This is a genomic window from Ferrimicrobium sp. (assembly GCA_022690815.1).
In the GTDB taxonomy this organism is placed as follows: domain Bacteria; phylum Actinomycetota; class Acidimicrobiia; order Acidimicrobiales; family Acidimicrobiaceae; genus Ferrimicrobium.
Map to the genome: position 1 here is coordinate 44,682 of JALCZJ010000003.1, position 16,387 is coordinate 61,068.

At 57.1% G+C, this 16,387-nt stretch carries 10 protein-coding genes and 2 tRNA genes; 8 read left to right on the forward strand and 4 right to left on the reverse strand.

The window, feature by feature from the left end:
- From MP439_01555 to MP439_01565, 3 genes are all read left to right on the forward strand, one after another.
- Positions 1 to 1,206 (forward strand): pyridoxal phosphate-dependent aminotransferase, encoded by a 1,206-nt coding sequence (locus MP439_01555; GenBank protein MCI2974751.1) that lies wholly within the window; start codon positions 1 to 3, stop codon positions 1,204 to 1,206.
- A 294-nt stretch (positions 1,207 to 1,500) separates the two neighbouring features.
- Positions 1,501 to 3,084: a phosphoglycerate dehydrogenase gene (gene serA, locus MP439_01560; protein ID MCI2974752.1), complete on the forward strand. Its 1,584-nt coding sequence runs from the start codon at positions 1,501 to 1,503 to the stop codon at positions 3,082 to 3,084.
- Positions 3,085 to 3,338: 254 nt separating this feature from the next.
- Positions 3,339 to 4,874 carry a 2-isopropylmalate synthase gene (locus tag MP439_01565; GenBank protein MCI2974753.1) on the forward strand — a complete coding sequence of 512 codons (1,536 nt, stop codon included), beginning with the start codon at positions 3,339 to 3,341 and terminating at the stop codon, positions 4,872 to 4,874.
- Between the two features lie 298 nt (positions 4,875 to 5,172).
- Here the strand turns inward: MP439_01565 and MP439_01570 are convergent.
- The 4 genes from MP439_01570 to MP439_01585 all read right to left on the reverse strand — a co-directional run bounded on the left by MP439_01570 (position 5,173) and on the right by MP439_01585 (position 8,828).
- Positions 5,173 to 5,244: transfer RNA gene (locus MP439_01570), tRNA-Gln, on the reverse strand.
- Positions 5,245 to 5,316: 72 nt separating this feature from the next.
- A complete protein-coding gene (gene gltX, locus MP439_01575; protein MCI2974754.1) occupies positions 5,317 to 6,723 on the reverse strand; it encodes a glutamate--tRNA ligase in 1,407 nt (468 codons plus the stop codon).
- Positions 6,724 to 6,825: 102 nt separating this feature from the next.
- The gene (locus MP439_01580; GenBank protein ID MCI2974755.1) at positions 6,826 to 7,644 is read right to left on the reverse strand and encodes a 3-hydroxybutyryl-CoA dehydrogenase; all 819 of its coding nucleotides are present in this window, start codon (positions 7,642 to 7,644) and stop codon (positions 6,826 to 6,828) included.
- Between the two features lie 35 nt (positions 7,645 to 7,679).
- The gene (locus MP439_01585) at positions 7,680 to 8,828 is read right to left on the reverse strand and encodes an acyl-CoA dehydrogenase family protein (protein ID MCI2974756.1); all 1,149 of its coding nucleotides are present in this window, start codon (positions 8,826 to 8,828) and stop codon (positions 7,680 to 7,682) included.
- A gap of 157 nt (positions 8,829 to 8,985) precedes the next feature.
- On the opposite strand from MP439_01585, the gene MP439_01590 reads away from it, so the two are divergent.
- The 5 genes from MP439_01590 to MP439_01610 all read left to right on the forward strand — a co-directional run bounded on the left by MP439_01590 (position 8,986) and on the right by MP439_01610 (position 16,220).
- The gene (locus MP439_01590; GenBank protein MCI2974757.1) at positions 8,986 to 12,594 is read left to right on the forward strand and encodes an EAL domain-containing protein; all 3,609 of its coding nucleotides are present in this window, start codon (positions 8,986 to 8,988) and stop codon (positions 12,592 to 12,594) included.
- A 76-nt stretch (positions 12,595 to 12,670) separates the two neighbouring features.
- Complete coding sequence (locus MP439_01595; protein ID MCI2974758.1) at positions 12,671 to 13,861, forward strand: acyl-CoA dehydrogenase family protein; 1,191 nt, start codon at positions 12,671 to 12,673, stop codon at positions 13,859 to 13,861.
- A 244-nt stretch (positions 13,862 to 14,105) separates the two neighbouring features.
- Entirely contained in the window at positions 14,106 to 14,999 is an 894-nt protein-coding gene (locus MP439_01600) for a cytochrome b N-terminal domain-containing protein (GenBank protein ID MCI2974759.1), read from the forward strand.
- Positions 14,996 to 16,012 (forward strand): hypothetical protein, encoded by a 1,017-nt coding sequence (locus MP439_01605; GenBank protein MCI2974760.1) that lies wholly within the window; start codon positions 14,996 to 14,998, stop codon positions 16,010 to 16,012. Before MP439_01600 ends, MP439_01605 begins: the two co-directional genes overlap by 4 nt.
- Before the next feature lie 132 nt (positions 16,013 to 16,144).
- Positions 16,145 to 16,220, forward strand: a tRNA-Glu gene (locus tag MP439_01610).
- Positions 16,221 to 16,387 lie beyond the last annotated feature (167 nt).

Sequence of the window (16,387 nt, forward strand, 5' to 3'; positions counted from 1 at the left end):
ATGGTTCAAGGCCGGGTCTCTGCACGAGTCGAGCAGCTCAACGAGTCTGCAACGCTTGCGATCGACGCGAAAGCCAAGTCCATGTTAGCTGCGGGAGTCGACGTGGTGAGCTTCGCTGCTGGAGAACCGGACTTCGAAACTCCCAGCTTCATCGTCGAGGCTGCGGTCGAGGCTGCGCGTGATCCTCGAAATCATCACTACACGCCTGCGGCCGGACTCGGTGAGCTTCGGGAAGTAATTGCTGAGCGCAGTGCCCACTTGAGCGGGCTGACGGTGGATCCTCGCCAGGTCGTGGTGACCAACGGTGGCAAACATGCCGTGTACTCGGCCATGATGACTCTTCTTGACGACGGCGATGAGGTGCTCATCCCGGCCCCGTATTGGGTCACCTATCCTGAGGTTGTTCGCCTTGCAGGAGGTATCCCGATCGCCGTTCCTACCGATCTGGAGACGGGTTTTAAGGTGACGCCGGCGTTGTTGGCTCAGTACGTGACCCCTCGAACCAAGATGCTCATTCACGTCTCTCCCTCGAACCCTACCGGGGCGGTTTACTCCGAAGAAGAGACCGCGGCATTGGCGGATTTTGCCGATCGCAAGGGCCTGTATGTGGTGAGTGATGAGATCTATCAACAGCTCACCTATGGGTTTGCGAGCGCACCAGCGATCGGAAGTTTTGCTAGTGACGCGTTGGCCGAGCGCTTGGTGCTGGTCAACGGTGTTGCAAAGACCTTTGCGATGACTGGCTGGCGGGTCGGGTGGGTCGTTGCCCCGACGGATGTTGCTGACGGGGTCATCAAACTACAGTCGCAGCTGTGCTCGAATGTGGCCAACGTGTCACAACGGGCATCAATCGCTGCGTTGCGCGCCGATCCGAGCGAAACCCAATACATGCGTGATGCGTTTGCTCGTCGACGCGAGACGATCGTGACGTTGCTCTCGGCCATCGAAGGTGTTGACATCATGTGGCCACAGGGCGCGTTCTATGCCTTTCCGTCAGTTCAAGGAATTCTCACAAAGGAGTTTGACCAAGAGCCAATCGGCTCCAGCTATCGCCTCGCAGAGCTCTTGCTCGAACATGCAAAGGTGGCCGTCATTCCAGGTGAAGCCTTTGACGCCCCTGGATACCTGCGTCTGTCGTACGCCCTCGCCGATGAGGGGATTGTTGAGGGGATCGGTCGGATTTCCGCCTTCGTCGCTAGACTCTAGCCAACACCTCATACTCCATTGTCGAAGCTTGGATTGATGCTCTAGTTGGGAGTTGGGCAGTGCCTGAAAACCACTACCCGCTGATCGGGGCCCGGTCTTCAGTGATTGGATTGGCTCCCCGGTGGGCATGCCAAAGGCGAGCGGTTTGGACTATGTCGTGTGAGCCACGCTCGAGCAATGTCGCTTGGGCACAGTATCGCGTAGGTGCAGCGTCGCACGGACGTCGTGTTGATTAACCAACCATAGCATTGATCATCTACTGAGAAGATCTCATAGACTAACAGAGGAGTATGTGTGGCTACCATCCTGGTGAGCGAGGTAATAGCAGACCGCGGGCTTGATATTCTACGCGGGGCAGGGCACGAGGTGCGCGTTGCCCTTGATCTGTCCCCCCAAGAGCTTATCGAAGCCGTTCATGACGTTAATGCGGTTATCATTCGGTCGGCGACAAAGGTTACAGCTGAAGTGATTGCCAATGCACCACACTTGGTCGTCGTTGGCCGAGCTGGCATTGGACTTGATAATGTCGACGTTGAAGCCGCCACCCAGGCGGGGGTCATGGTGGTCAACGCTCCGCAATCGAACATCATCTCGGCTGCTGAACACACCATGGCGCTCTTGCTTTCGCTGTCACGCCAGATCCCCCAGGCACACGCGAGTCTGACGGCGGGGACTTGGGCTCGGTCTTCATTTGAAGGCGTCGAACTCTATGGCAAGACGCTTGGCATCGTCGGTTTGGGCAGAATCGGAGCGTTGGTGGCGCAGCGGGCACTGGCCTTTGGCATGACACTCATCGCCTACGACCCCTACATCTCCCAGGAGCGGGCCAAGAAGATGGGCGTTGAGCTCACCTCGCTCGAAGATTTGGTCGTAAGGGCGGACTTTGTGACCATCCATCTTCCTAAGTCCAAGGAGACCAAGGGTCTTATCGGTAAGGAGATTTTGGCCCAGGCGAAGCCTGGAATCCGTTTTGTCAACGCTGCGCGTGGCGGCATCATCGATGAAGATGCCCTCTATGCGGCGCTCGTTGAAGGAACAGTTGCCGGAGCCGCGCTCGATGTTTTTGCAAACGAGCCACCGACCGGCTCACCGTTGCTTGAACTGGATTCTGTTGTCGTTACCCCGCACCTTGGTGCCAGTACCGAGGAGGCCCAGAACAAGGCAGGTATTACGATCGCCGAGCAGGTACAGTTGGCGCTCGCGAATGAGTTCGTACCGTTCGCGGTCAACGTGAACGCCGCTGAGGCCTCTCCCGAGGTGCGCCCCTATCTAGGTCTCGTGGAGTTCTTGGGTCAGTTCATCTCCTCCCTAACGGGCGGACTTCCTGGTGCCCTCGAGATCGAATACCAGGGAGGGCTCGCGCACGAAGATACCAGGCTCTTGACGCTGTCGATCCTAAAGGGGATCTTCTCGGTGGGACTAAATGAACCGGTTTCCTACGTCAATGCGCCCCAACTGGCATCGGAGCGCGGCCTTGAGATTCGAGAGACCACCGTCGCTAACAGTCTGAACTTCCGCAACCTGGTCGTCCTGCGCACTCCAGAGCATGTGGTTGGCGGAACGTTGGCAGGAGCGACTGGTTCTGAACCGAGAATCGTGCTGGTGGACGGTCACTGGGTGGAGGTTCCTCCAGCGGCTTCGATGCTCGCGGTCCGAAACTTTGACCAGCCCGGCATGATTGGTGTAGTCGGTAAAGTCCTAGGCGACGGAGGCTACTCAATCGTTTCGATGGCGGTATCGCCGAGGGTGGATGATGGTACTGCCTTGATGCTCCTGAGTGTTTCTCGACCGGTCGAACCGGCGGTAATTCAACTCCTTGAGGGGAATGCAGGTATTATCTATGCGAAGTCGGTCGGGTCTGAGCCGAGTATCGATTAGGTTCGTGGACATATGAGGTTTATGGCCAGCACAGGACTCCTTCTTAGGTAGGGCGATCACCACCGGTGATCGCCCAAGACCCTCTTGATCGTTGATCAGAGGGTCTTTTTGTTTCCTGAAGACGGTTGGGAGCCGCGAACTAGCGGCATAGCTAAGCAAGGTCGAATAGACAAGCAAGATCGATACGTGACGACACAGAAGCGACGTATCACTGGTCGTGGCTGGTGGTACCTACGGAGCAATAAGGAGTGACCATGGACGAACAGGTGATTATTTTTGACACGACCCTTCGTGATGGCGAGCAATCGCCTGGGATCTCGCTCGACGCCCTCGAGAAGCTTGAGATTGCTGAACAACTTGCGCGGCTTAACGTCGACTACATCGAGGCTGGGTTCCCAGTGGCATCTCAGGGTGATTTTGAGGCGGTCCAAGCCATCGCGCGTCGGGTCCAGGGGCCAACGATTGCTGCGCTATCGAGGACCCAGCTCCGTGATGTCGATCGGTGCTGGGAGGCGCTGCGCGACGCTGAGCAGGCGCGCATCCATATCTTTATCTCAACATCACCGTCGCATCTGACCCACATGTTGAAGATGACGAATGCGACGGTGCTCGAAGAGGTCAAGGCGTCGGTCGCACACGCGAGAAGTTGTACCGATGATGTCGAGTTCTCCCCCCAGGACGCGACTCGTACTCCTGTCGAGTTCCTGTACGAAGTCTTGCAGCTGGCCGTCGACAATGGAGCTGGCACTCTCAATATCCCCGATACGGTCGGTTACGGGATTCCAGCTGAATTTGGTCATATGATTGAAGAGGTACGTCGCAATGTTCGTGGTGACTATGTCATTTCAAGTCATTGCCATAACGATTTGGGCTTGGCGACCGCCAATTCGCTGGCTGCAATCGCTGGCGGGGCACGCCAGGTCGAGTGTTGCATTAACGGGATTGGTGAACGCGCAGGTAACGCAGCACTTGAGGAGATCGTCATGGCACTGCGGGTACGCGCCGACCTCTTTGAGGGACTCGGAACGCAGATTCATACAGAGGAACTCGCCAAGGCATCTCGCCTTGTAGCCAGATTGACTGGTTATCCTGTGCAGTACAACAAGTCGGTCGTCGGTCGAAACGCCTTTGCCCATGAGTCTGGTATTCACCAGCATGGCGTGCTCGCCGATCGAAGCACGTACGAAGTCATCGACGCGACGAGTGTTGGCCAACAAGGATCACAGATCGTTCTTGGCAAGCATTCAGGCCGCCATGCCTTTACCTCGACCTTGCGTGACATGGGCTTTGATCTCGCTGGCGATGCGCTCAACGCGGCATTTGAGCGCTTTAAGGAGATGGCCGATCGTAAGAGCGAGATCACCGCAGCAGACCTCGAGGCGATTGTCGCCGATGAGCTCGGTATGACGGTCGCCGAGCGTTTCGAGTTGCGATCGCTTTCAGTGGCAGCAACGTCAGGAGAACCCGCTCACGCAGAGGTCGCCGTCATCAACGACAAGAAGCTAGTGACTGCTAAGGCTGATGGCAATGGCATGGTTGATGCGATCGGTAAAGCGCTCTTGGAGGCGACAGGCATGACAGCTCAGTTGACTGGGTTTACGGTCGCATCGGTGACAGGGGGGGTTGACGCACTTGGGGACGTGGTCGTCACGCTGCGCAGCGACGATGTCGAAGTTTCGGGTCGTGGTATCTCGACCGATATTGTGGAGGCGTCTGCACGGGCATACCTCAACGGGTTAAATCGGCTGCTGCGGGCTGGCGAAAAGGCGTCGAATACCGAGACGCCGTAAGCCAGATGAGCGATCGCCAACGATATCGTTGGCGTCTCGCACATGAGACCGTCACCGGCTGGCAGCGGGGCGCTATCTTGCGAGACGCCGGGAGCCATGAGTTGTGGCTATGGGTGGCCAAGAGATCGTGTGAAACTACGAAATCATAGCGTACATGGACGATGCTCCGAAGAACTGGCGGGTGAGAACCTACGGCGACCGACTGCGTGGGAATCTCCGACTTCGTATGAATGCGCCAACCGGATGGACGCAACCGAGGCCCAGCCACGATTCAGGGTCATGGACCAGGCCGGTTGAGCTCGGGGGGGAGGACTCGAACCCCCAATGACAGAACCAGAATCTGCAGTGTTGCCAATTACACCACCCCCGAAGGTCCTTTCGATCCTAGCAGTCATCTGCTGATCAACTGCCATTAATCGGCGGTTTCGACCGACAGAATCAACTACGTCGGCGAGGGCAAATCCTCGAGTGCATCGAGGAGTGCTTGTATCCTTGCAAGACATTCGTCGCGCCCTAAGATTGCCATCGAACTAAAGAGCGGAGGACCAACTGGAGACCCCGTGATGGCTAGACGGATCGGTGCTTGGAGCTTGCGGAGGCTAGTGTCTAATCCGTCGACAATCGTTCGTACCTGTGCTTCGATAGCTTGTGGAGTGAACAGGTCGATGGTCGCGAGCGCGGTGGCTACGGCACGGAGGTAGGTGGCGTCCCCGGCTCGGAGTCGGCTGGCGAGGTCAGAATAGTCGGGAGAGAAGGTGAAGAGGAACCCGATCATCGCCGGTAACTCCGACAGTGTCCCGATGCGGGTCTGCACCTCCGGCAAGATCTGGGCGAGCCGCTCATCGGCGTCAGGGGTCGATGCGATGAGTGCGCTGACGAATGGGTGTGCAACATCAGCGAAGTTGGATGGCGAAAGCGACGCCAGGTACGTCTTGTTGAAGTGGAGCAGACGCTGCTCGTCGAAGAAGGCGGGGGAGTGACCGACTCTCGCAAGCGAGAAGGCTTCGATCAGCTCGGTGAGGGTAAAGAATTCCCGATCATCGCCAGGGTTCCAGCCTAAAAGCGCGAGATAGTTGATCATTGGTTCGGGAAGAAATCCGAGTTGACGATAGTCCTCGACGGCCACGCGGTCGCGGCGTTTGGAGAGTTTTCGACGCTGCTCGTTGACAAGGACAGGTAGATGCCCAAATTGAGGCAGTGGGCTGTTAAGCGCCTGGTGGAGGAGGACGGCCTTAGGTGTCGTTGGTAGGTGTTCTTCGGCACGCAGCACGGTCGTGATAGCGAAGTCGACATCGTCGATGACGTTGGCCAGGACATAGAGGGGTGCAAGGGTGGACTTGAGGATGATGAAATCTTCGATGGAGCCATGAGGAAAAATCACTTCACCTCGTATCAGGTCGTTGACAACGACCTCTCCGTCAGGCACCCTGAAGCGAAGTGCCCGGCCAGGACCCTGGGTGAGCCTGCGCTGTCGACAGTAACCGTCATACCCGGGCGGAGTGCCTGGCGCCTTGCGGGCTTCAACCGCTTCGCGGGTGCAGTCGCACCAATAGGCCAAACCGCGTTCGAAGAGATCAAAGGCGATCTCTTGGTAGTGATCGATGCGTGAGGATTGGCGAATTGGCCCCTCATCCCAGTCGAGCCCGAGCCAACGAATGGCACGGTAGATGCCATCGACCCATTCTTCCCGGTTGCGCTCAGCGTCGGTGTCATCGATCCTGAGCAGCATGCTGCCACCCGATTGGCGGGCGATCAACCAGTTGTAAAGAATCGTACGCGCGCTTCCGACGTGGAAAAACCCTGTCGGCGACGGCGCGAACCGAACCCTTTCGGGAGTAGACGGACTCAATGGATGCTCCTTCGCAGGTCAGCTAAGACGATCATCCTAGTCTCGCCACAACGGCAGGGGCCTAGTCTCGCCACCGTGGCTAGGATCGGTCCGCAGTGGCTGTCAGTTGTACTGGTAGAATCCTCGACCAACCTTGCGTCCCAGGAGGCCTGCCTCGCACATGCGTGACAGCAGGGGAGGGGGTGCATACAGCGGCTCTTTGAACTCCTCGTAGAGGGATTGGGCGACCGCCATGGTGGTATCCAACCCAATCAAGTCGGTCAGTGCCAATGGCCCCATTGGATGGGCACATCCGTCAACCATGCCGGTGTCGATGTCCTCGGCGGTGGCGAATCCGGATTCGAACATTCGGATCGCCGAGAGAAGGTATGGGATGAGGAGAGCGTTTACGATGAAGCCGGCTCGATCCTTAGACTTGATCACATGCTTGCTGAGTTGCCCGCCAGCAAACTCATGCGCCTGCTGCTCCACCTTGGGATTCGTCATGAGCGACGTCACGACCTCTACGAGTGGCATGACCGGAACTGGGTTAAAGAAGTGAATTCCCACGACCTGCTCTGGACGCTGCGTAGCCATGGCGAGCTTCATGATCGGAATCGACGAGGTGTTGGAGGCAAGCACGGCTGTCGGGTCCTCGACGACGGCGTCGAGGCGTCGAAAGACATCGAGCTTGGTGGCCTCATCCTCGATTACTGCCTCGACGACCAACTCTCGATTGATGAGCTTATCAAACGATGTCGTGACGTCGATGCGGCCGAGGGCATCTGCCCGAGCCTCCTCGGTGAGTTTTCCTGAACGAACTCCCCGATCAAGGGATTTGGTGATTCGAGCAAGCCCGGCTTTGGCTGCAGTGTCATCGGCTTCCACGACGATTACGTCAACGCCGTTGCGTGCCGCTACCTCAGCGATGCCCGACCCCATGAGTCCAGCGCCGATAATTCCCAAACGATGAATCACTACTTGCCTCCTAAAACTTGCCGAGACACCACAATTCGTTGTACCTGGTTGGTCCCTTCGTAGATCTGGGTGATTTTGGCATCACGCATCATGCGCTCAAGTGGAAAGTCCTTGGTGTAGCCATAGCCGCCGAGGAGCTGTAGCGCGTCAATCGTTGTCGACATGGCTACATCAGATGCGAACATCTTGGCCATTGCTCCGTATTTGGTCAGCTGACCATCTGGGTCATCGTCGATGAGCTGACACGCCTGATACACGAGGCCACGAGCCGCCTCAACCTTGGTGGCCATGTCGGCCAGCATGAACTGGATGCCTTGGTTGTCAGCGATAGGACGACCAAACTGATGCCGATTCTTGATGTAGCCGGCGGCGTAGTCGATCGCGCCGGTGGCGATTCCAACCGCCTGGGCGCCAATGGTCGGCCTGGATCGATCAAGGGTGCCCATGGCGATGTAAAACCCTTGGCCCTCTTCGCCGATACGGTTCGCCACTGGGACACGTACCTCGTCAAAGGTGACCTCGCCGGTAGGGGAGCCTCGCACCCCGAGCTTCTTCTCGAGCTTGGCGACCTTGACGCCCCAGTCGGCCTCGACAAGAAAGGCGGTGATGCCACGGTGACCGGCCTGGGGATCAGTCTTTGCGAAGACGGTGTAGGTATCGGAGATGCCGGCGTTCGTGATCCAGTATTTGGTTCCGGTGAGCACGTAGGAGTCTCCGTCACGCACTGCTTTGGTCGTCATGGCGGCGACGTCGCTGCCTGCATCGGGCTCTGATAGGCAATAGGAGGCCTGTGCCTCGCCTGCAGCAACTCGTGGTAAGTACTTGTTCTTCAAGTCTTCGGAACCCCAATAAATGACTGGAGTCATGCCAAGTTTCGAGATCAACATCGTCAACGAGGTGGAGGCACAAACTCTGGCAAGCTCCTCAACCATGATGGCATTGGTGATCGAATCGGCACCAGCACCACCATAGGCTTCAGGAATTGCGAGTGCCGGTAGCTCCATCTCTTTGCAGGCTTCGAAGCTCTTCCACGGGAAACTCGCGGTCTCATCGACCTCTTGTGCATGTGGAGCGATGCGGCTCTCGGCGAAAGAACGGAGAACGGAGCGAAATTGCTTGTGCTCGTCACTGAGTGCAAAGTTTGTCATGTCTCTATTGTGCACCCTTATTGGAAGTTCTGCCACTTTGTGGCGACCTTAGGTTCTGCCCAGGCGTGCCGATAAGGGTGAAGGAAGTTTCGTTCGTAGGTCTATCGTTGACGTTGTGTGGTGTCGGTGGTTGTGTGCGCCACCAAGGAGCTGAGGTATGGAGGTTAATCCAGGGGTTGGATCAGGTACTCACCGAGGGCGGCCTCGAAGTCCTGAGCCCGTGATGCAACCGCGCCGTGCCCCAGGGCGAGTAATTAAGGCACTTCGCCAGCTTCTACCAAAGCTACGAGAACTCATCGAGGCTAACTTCGGTGGCTTTCATGAGACCGACCCCGCCGAGGTGGATCGGATCGCTCAGCTCATCACCGAGGAGTTCATACGATTATTCTCTGAACATCGTGTCGATTACGGTGTGATCGCGCGGATTAGCGACGTCCACCTTCGAATGAGTATACGACCGATGTGGATCGACCAAATCTACACGCTCTATCGAACCGAACTCGCCGGGGTACTTGACGCCGATGAGCTTGCACTCCTGCTCTTGCACGAGAAGGAGCTCCTTGCCACCTCTAGCGAGACGAGTATGCGGCTTTGGGGTGCCAGGGAGGCTCTCCAACAGACGATCGTCGAGGTTGCCAACCTCTTCGATCGCTACGTACAGATGCCAGAGTCGCAGTTGATCGAACAGCTGGTGGAGATGATCCAGCGGGCGACGCAGGCACCCTTAGTTTACGTTGCAACCGCGCTTGGGACACGAGCGACCGACTTTGGTGATCAGGTGACTATCGCAGCTGCATCTGGTCCGGCCGCCGACTATGCGGCCGGACTCGATCTTCGCACCAATGCCAACGATCCACGTGGCCAAGGTCCCGTCGGGATCGCTTTGCGCACTCATCAGGTGACGTTGGGCACCATGACGATGGAGGCTCGCTTTCGACCGTGGATCGATCAACTCGAGCATCACAAGCTCGGTTCGGTGATTGTGGTGCCCTTTACGATCTCGCTGAACCGTAGCGGGGCCTTGGCGCTCTATCGACGAATGTCCGACCCGGTGCCGGTCGATATCGAAGACATGATGGGCGCGCTTGGATCAGAACTCAGCCGCCTCTTTCGTGCGCGCACTGCCTTTGCTCATACCCGGTTGCTCGAATGCATCGCTGGAGCAAAGGTGGCGTTGCAGTCGGCGATGACCACCGAGTGGACGGGCATGATGCGTGATCTCGCCGAAACCTTGGTCGGTGAGACATTTATTCGGCAGGCGTGTTTGTTCCGGCTTGATTCCTGCAAGAAGACCCTGGGGTGTGTTGGTGTCTGGGGCGAGCTCAGCCAAGAGGCCCGCGACGAGCTCTTTGCTCTGGAGATTTCGGTGCTCGGAGACCTCGAGAGCCTTGGGCCCTCAGCAACATGTTTTCGTCTTCAGCGCGAGCTGATCACCAACGGCCTGATACGTAGTTCGGATCGCCACGACCTCACTGAGATGGCTGCCCTCTTAGCCAACGGCAGCGCTGTGTTGCGTCTTCCCGTCGTCCTCGGGGGACAGAGCCAGGGTGTGTTCATCTTTGCTATCGACGATCAGGCAGATCAGGGGATTGGCGAGGACGTTGTCATTGCCATGGGCGAACTCATTCGCCAGGCGATTGCGCGTGTCGAACACAACCGGTCTGAGTGGGAAAATCGCTGGTTAAATAACCTTACGTTGACCGTGCTACAAAGCGCGTCTATCATGGTTTCGGCGCAGTCGGAGGTCGAGCTCCTCCAGTCGTTCTGTGAAGTGCTCGTTACCGAAAGCGTGTTCACCTCTTCTTGGGTGGCGGCCCCGAATCCCACGATGAATCGGTTGGTTCCGATGGCGAGCGCTGGCCGCGGTGCCGACGAAGTTGGAGCCTTGGTGGTTCCACTTGACCTTGTCGGCGACGGGCCATTGGCGTTACGGGCTATTCGCACCGATGCTGTGGTGTGGAATCAGGATGAGCTTGCGGACGCCTCGATCAACCCCTGGCTGGATTTTTTGCAGACATTTGGTTGGAACTGCGGAGTGTCGCTGCCGATCCATAAGGATGGGCAGGTTGTTGCCGCCCTGACGGTCATGTCCCAGGTGACTAATACAGTGACGCCAGCGGTCGTCTCCCTTTTGGAGACGGTCGTAAAAATGATCGAGCAAGGCATTGCTGATCTTAACCTCAAGCAGGCGCTCGAACGAGAGCGTAATATTCAACGCATGGCAGCCCGCACTGATATGCTGACGGGTCTTGATAACCGGCTTGCCTTCGAGGAGAAGGTTCGCCACCTCTTGATGTCGGGACGAGAGGTGGCGGTGGGCATCTTGGATCTTGACGGATTCAAGGAGCTCAATGACACCGCGGGACATTGGGCGGGTGATAAGTTCCTTGAGTCGTTGGGGTCAGGCCTACGCACGCTCGTGGTGGGTGACGACTTCGTCTCCCGTCTCGGAGGGGATGAGTTCGGATTCTGTATTGCCGATGGAGACTATCGAGGCATCGACGATCTCGTCGAACGAGTAATGCGACTCGTTGCTGACGTGGGCGAGGAGTTCCGCATCACAGGCTCGCTCGGTTGGGCGATGTCGGTGACCGATGGGCGAGACTATCCAAGTCTTCTCGCCCACGCCGACGCGGCGCTCTATGCCGCCAAGGATGCGGGCAAGGCGCGATCGTATCTCTTTGGTGGCATGGTGGCCCGTTCCATCGAGTTGCGACGTCAGGTCCGAGATCGACTACCTGGGGCAATCGAGAGCCAGGAGCTGCACTTTGCCTTTCAGCCAAAAGTCAGTGGCACGACCGGTGAGGTAGTCGGAGTGGAGCTTCTTATGCGCTGGGATGGAATGCCACTCGAATCGGTCCTCAAGGAGGTGAAGAGCGATCCGGAGCTGGCACGATTGCTCGGTAACCACGCGATCCGATCTGCCCTCGAGACACACCACAGGCTCGTCGCCGCAGGTTATCCATCGGTTAACGTTTCGTTGAATGTCACCCCCTCACACTTTCTCTCCAGTCATTTCCCGGCAGACATTGCGTTGTTTGCGGCCGAGGAGCCTTGGCACTTCACGATCGAAATCACTGAGGACGTCGCTCTCGATGACTTGGCCGCCGCTCGCTCGATGATCAACATGTTGCATTCGGTGGGTGTTGCCGTTTCGGTCGACGATTTCGGAACTGGCTATGCGTCGCTGAGCAATGTAGCGCTGCTCGATGTCGATGAGCTCAAGATCGATCGTTCCTTCATCTCACGCTTTGGAATGGATGTTAACTCGTTTGCCGTGGTGAGTTCTCTGAGCTTTCTCGCTCAAATCGCAGGGATTCGGGTCGTTGCTGAGGGTGTCGAGACGGTCGATGAGCTGTCGCGATGGATCCGTCTCGGTGGAGATTTTGTGCAAGGATATCTCTATTCGCGCCCGGTAGATTTTGACGTATTATTGGGAATTCTCGAGCGAAGTAACCTGCTTCACCTGCCGTCCAAGGTCTTTGCCGTCGAGGATTTTCTGCTGCTTAACGATGCGCTAGTCGTCGGGCACCTCGATGGGGGCAGCGATACATCGTTACAGGAGTGTCCGTTCTTTGAATGGTTTACTACTCGTAGCTCCCGATGGGGTGATCTGTCAAACTTTGCGACGGCCGCGTTGGAACATCGTGAACTCCACCAGGAACACTTTGGTGTTGATGGCTATCACGCCTTGGCGGCTCATTGGGCTGAGCTCGTGCGAGGGTTGAGAGAAGACATCGCAATACGGCTGGAAACACTGGGATAGTAAACCAGGGCTCTTGTGTAGAGTGCCCCACGCGCCCGGTGTTGCTTTGCTAGGCTTAGGCTCGTAAGGAGGGTCGATGACAAGCCAAGAGCAAGAGGTGCGAGCGGCAACGTTGCGCCTTGTCGAAGAGTTGGATTTTCAAGCCGTTGGCGGCGTAGCTTTTCGTGGTGAGCAATACGATCGCGGACTCGCGTTCGTTCACCACCCAGTTGGGCTCGGAGGTCTCGGCTTGAGCCCCGGCCTTCAGGGGGTCATCGATGAGACCCTCGCGGAGGCAAAGGTGCCCCCAGCGTTTGCGAGCAACCCGATCGGCGTCGGCATGGGTGCACCCACGGTCATGACCTATGGCTCCGTGGAGCTAGCCCATCGACTTTTGCGCCCGCTCTTTACTGGTGAGGAGATTTGGTGTCAGTTATTCTCTGAACCCGGTGCTGGTTCTGATGTCGCATCACTGGCCACGAGGGCCATTAGGGATGGTGATGAGTGGACGATTACCGGCCAGAAGGTCTGGACGACCTTGGCTCATGTGGCTCGTTGGGGTATGTTGGTGGCGCGCAGTGACCCGGATGTGCCAAAACACCGAGGCCTGACCTACTTTGTGCTGGACATGCACGCCCCCGGTGTTGAGGTTCGGCCACTCCGTCAAATCACTGGTGAGGCTGAATTCAATGAGGTCTACCTGAGTGATGTTCACGTGCCGGATGCGATGAGGCTTGGTGACGTTGGGAAGGGCTGGTCGGTGGCGATTACCACACTCATGAATGAGCGGGCGTCCATTGGGGGCCTAGTCTTGCCGCGTAGCGGCGGCCCTATCGCAGAGGCGATCACGACCTTCCGATCGTTGGGTAGCCCCGTCGAGTCGCTTGATGATCTGATGCAGTTGTGGTGTGGAGCTGAAGCGCTGCGGCTGACGTCGCTTCGAGCGGCCGCACAGCGACAGCAGGGGAACCCCGGTCCAGAAGGTTCCGTCGTCAAGCTGGCCAATGCCGAGCTCAACCAAAGGATCTACGAATATTGCGTCGATCTGCAGCAAGGCAACGCACTCTTCTATCCGGACTATACCATGCGGCGTCCGGAGTTTGCCGGTGTCAACGGTGAGGTGCAGCCAAGGACAGCAACCCAAGCATTTTTACGCTCACGCGCGAACACGATCGAGGGTGGCACATCAGAGGTCATGCGCAACATTCTAGGTGAGCGTGTCCTCGGGCTTCCGGGTGAGCCACGCGTGGACAAGGATCTCCCCTGGTCAACGATCCCGAAGGGCTAACCGACCCTCCTCGATTGCTACGACCTCATCGACTCAGACCCGGTCCATCCGTTGGTGGACGGCAGTTTTATGAGGATGTTCTGGGTGTACGCTCAGTGCATAGGGTGAGTTGGCTGACTGTTGTGTGACGAAAGTCCCTAAAAGTCGAGACGTTACCTTCATAGGATGATATCCAGAGCGCGTTGAAAGATCTGGCGCTGTTGTTGGGTAGTCACGACGCGTGAGCGTTAGAAGGGATAACGTGATGAACGATCATCCGATTGTTGGAGCGATTGTCAATCTCAATCATCCGGACCATTACATTCACTGGGGATTCATCTTGATCTCGATGGCGAACTTCATTGTCATCGTCATCTTGGTGGTGCTATTTATCCTTGCGATCAGCATTCCCTTTCTCAAGGGTAAGCCAATCAAGCGAAAAGCGTATCAGCCGGTTGCTGCTGGCGATGAAGTTGGGGCGTCCGAGGGTTGGACTGGCCGTGGTCGGCACCTCGGACTCAAGTACCTTCCGCCAGACAAGCTGTTGCCAGATGGCCAACCGTCGTACGTGTCGTCATGGGTCTATGTGTTCGGGGTTTTAACCATCGGTGCTCTGATCATGGCGATCTTGAGCGGGATGGTGCTAGCGATTGAAGGCCCGACCTGGTGGCACCTTAGCGATATCGGTCACTTCGTCAACTCGTTACACCTTTGGTCAGTTGAGCTGTTTATGGGCTTCATGACGGTCCATCTTTGGGCCAAGTTCTGGATGGCGGCCTGGCGCGGCAAGCGGTGGCTGACCTGGATGACTGGCGTGGTGGCTTTTCTGGTCTCCATTGTCGAGTGTTTCACCGGCTATCTTTCGCAGACGAACTTTGATTCGCAGTGGATCGCCTTCGAGTCCAAAGATGCCTTCAACTCAGGTGGTATCGGCGCCTTCTTCAACGCGATGAACTTCGGCCAAGCGCTGATGCTTCATATCGTGTTGGTCCCGATCATTCTGGTTCTCATCATTGGGGTTCATGTGTTGATGGTGCGGATTCGTGGTGTTGTCCCACCGATTGGTGCTGAGCCCGCGCACCTTGGTGAGGCCGGTTTTGTTGCAGCTTCGGCGACCACGCAACAGGCGAGTGACGCTTCGATGGAGGTAGAACAATGAGTAAATGGAGCCAGAGCGAACGCAAGTACGGCCGTCCATGGCAGGGACCGCTTCGCCACTATGACATCTTGAAGGAGGCGACCATTGGGTTTGTCGTGGTGCTGGTGCTGGTCTTTATCTTGGCCATCACGTTCTCATCGCCCGACGTTCCGCCGGTCACAGTCCAGTCATGGGCCAAGGCACAACCGGTGGGGTTCGTCGATATCGCCCTGACCGAGTTAAACGGAACGAGTGATTCGGCAACTTATGGACCTCCGTACAACACGGCCAGCAACCCTGCGACGGACTCTGTACAGTCGCTTGGACCGATTTCGGTTCAGAAGTTCTTTGGTGTAAAGTACCCGCTCAACACCGCCAAAGATTTCGTACTCAATCCGCTCGCCACGTTGCCGGACTTCCCGGCACTGACGACCGCGATAGCCACCTATGAGCATGCATCACGAGCAACCGAGGACCGTTGGGTTAGCAACTATCAGGCCAAGCTCAACAAGCTGCCCCTTAGCAGTTCGGCGGTCATCGGCAACATGCCCTCGGCTGGCCCTGTGCCCGTGCTGATGACACACCTTTTGGCGATGGCTCAGTCTGGGGCACTCGATGCCCAGCTGCTGACGAAGTCGAGCTTTTACACCACTAACTACACCAACCCGATTTTGTTCATCGGAGACTCTTGGAAAGCCCAGCATGCCGCGAGCTATTGGGGCAAGATCGTCACGGCGCAACACCTAGCGGGTGACCAATGGGGCGTGATGAATGAGACTGGTTCATGGCCAGGTCAGCCATGGATGTGGCTCTATACCATGTGGTATCAGGTGCCGCCGATGTCGACGTCGGGGAATGGCGATGTTGAGGTGCTGGCGATCATGACGGTCCTGAGCCTGGTGTTGCTGTTGGTTCCCGTGATCCCGGGGCTTCGTAAAATCCCAGAGAAGATACCGCTGTATCGACTTATCTGGCGCAACTACTATCGCGACCCTGAATTCACTAATGTGGAGGTCCCGGTACACAAGGCCTAGCGAGGTTGTCACATGATGTTGAAGGCGCCCCCAGCGATTCGTTGGAGGCACCTTCGGTGCTGAAAGGTGCTTGACACCAAGAAGTGGCGACTTCTGAATAACGAGCCATTAGAGTGGATCGAGTCTCCTTGAGGCCCCATCGTCTAGAGGCCCAGGACACCACCCTCTCAAGGTGGAGACACGGGTTCGAATCCCGTTGGGGCTGCCAAGCGTGACCTGCCTAGTTGCAGGTCATTGGCATTTTTGACCTTCTTGGTGCGTCGGTCATGCGTTGTTGTGACAACGTAGCAAGAGCAACACTGGAAAAAATGACGATAAGCGCGCCGCTGTGGTGAAACTACGCTTTCCCTGCTGGCTCACCTCAGCCAGGCCAGT

Bases quoted from the DNA above. Each gene is read 5' to 3' on its own strand.
- MP439_01555 (MCI2974751.1), top strand. From the start codon at position 1: ATGGTTCAAGGCCGGGTCTCTGCACGAGTCGAGCAGCTCAACGAGTCT.
- MP439_01565 (MCI2974753.1), top strand. From the start codon at position 3,339: ATGGACGAACAGGTGATTATTTTTGACACGACCCTTCGTGATGGCGAG.
- MP439_01580 (MCI2974755.1), bottom strand. From the start codon at position 7,644: ATGGGGTCGGGCATCGCTGAGGTAGCGGCACGCAACGGCGTTGACGTA.
- MP439_01585 (MCI2974756.1), bottom strand. From the start codon at position 8,828: ATGACAAACTTTGCACTCAGTGACGAGCACAAGCAATTTCGCTCCGTT.
- MP439_01590 (MCI2974757.1), top strand. From the start codon at position 8,986: ATGGAGGTTAATCCAGGGGTTGGATCAGGTACTCACCGAGGGCGGCCT.
- MP439_01595 (MCI2974758.1), top strand. From the start codon at position 12,671: ATGACAAGCCAAGAGCAAGAGGTGCGAGCGGCAACGTTGCGCCTTGTC.
- MP439_01600 (MCI2974759.1), top strand. From the start codon at position 14,106: ATGAACGATCATCCGATTGTTGGAGCGATTGTCAATCTCAATCATCCG.
- MP439_01605 (MCI2974760.1), top strand. From the start codon at position 14,996: ATGAGTAAATGGAGCCAGAGCGAACGCAAGTACGGCCGTCCATGGCAG.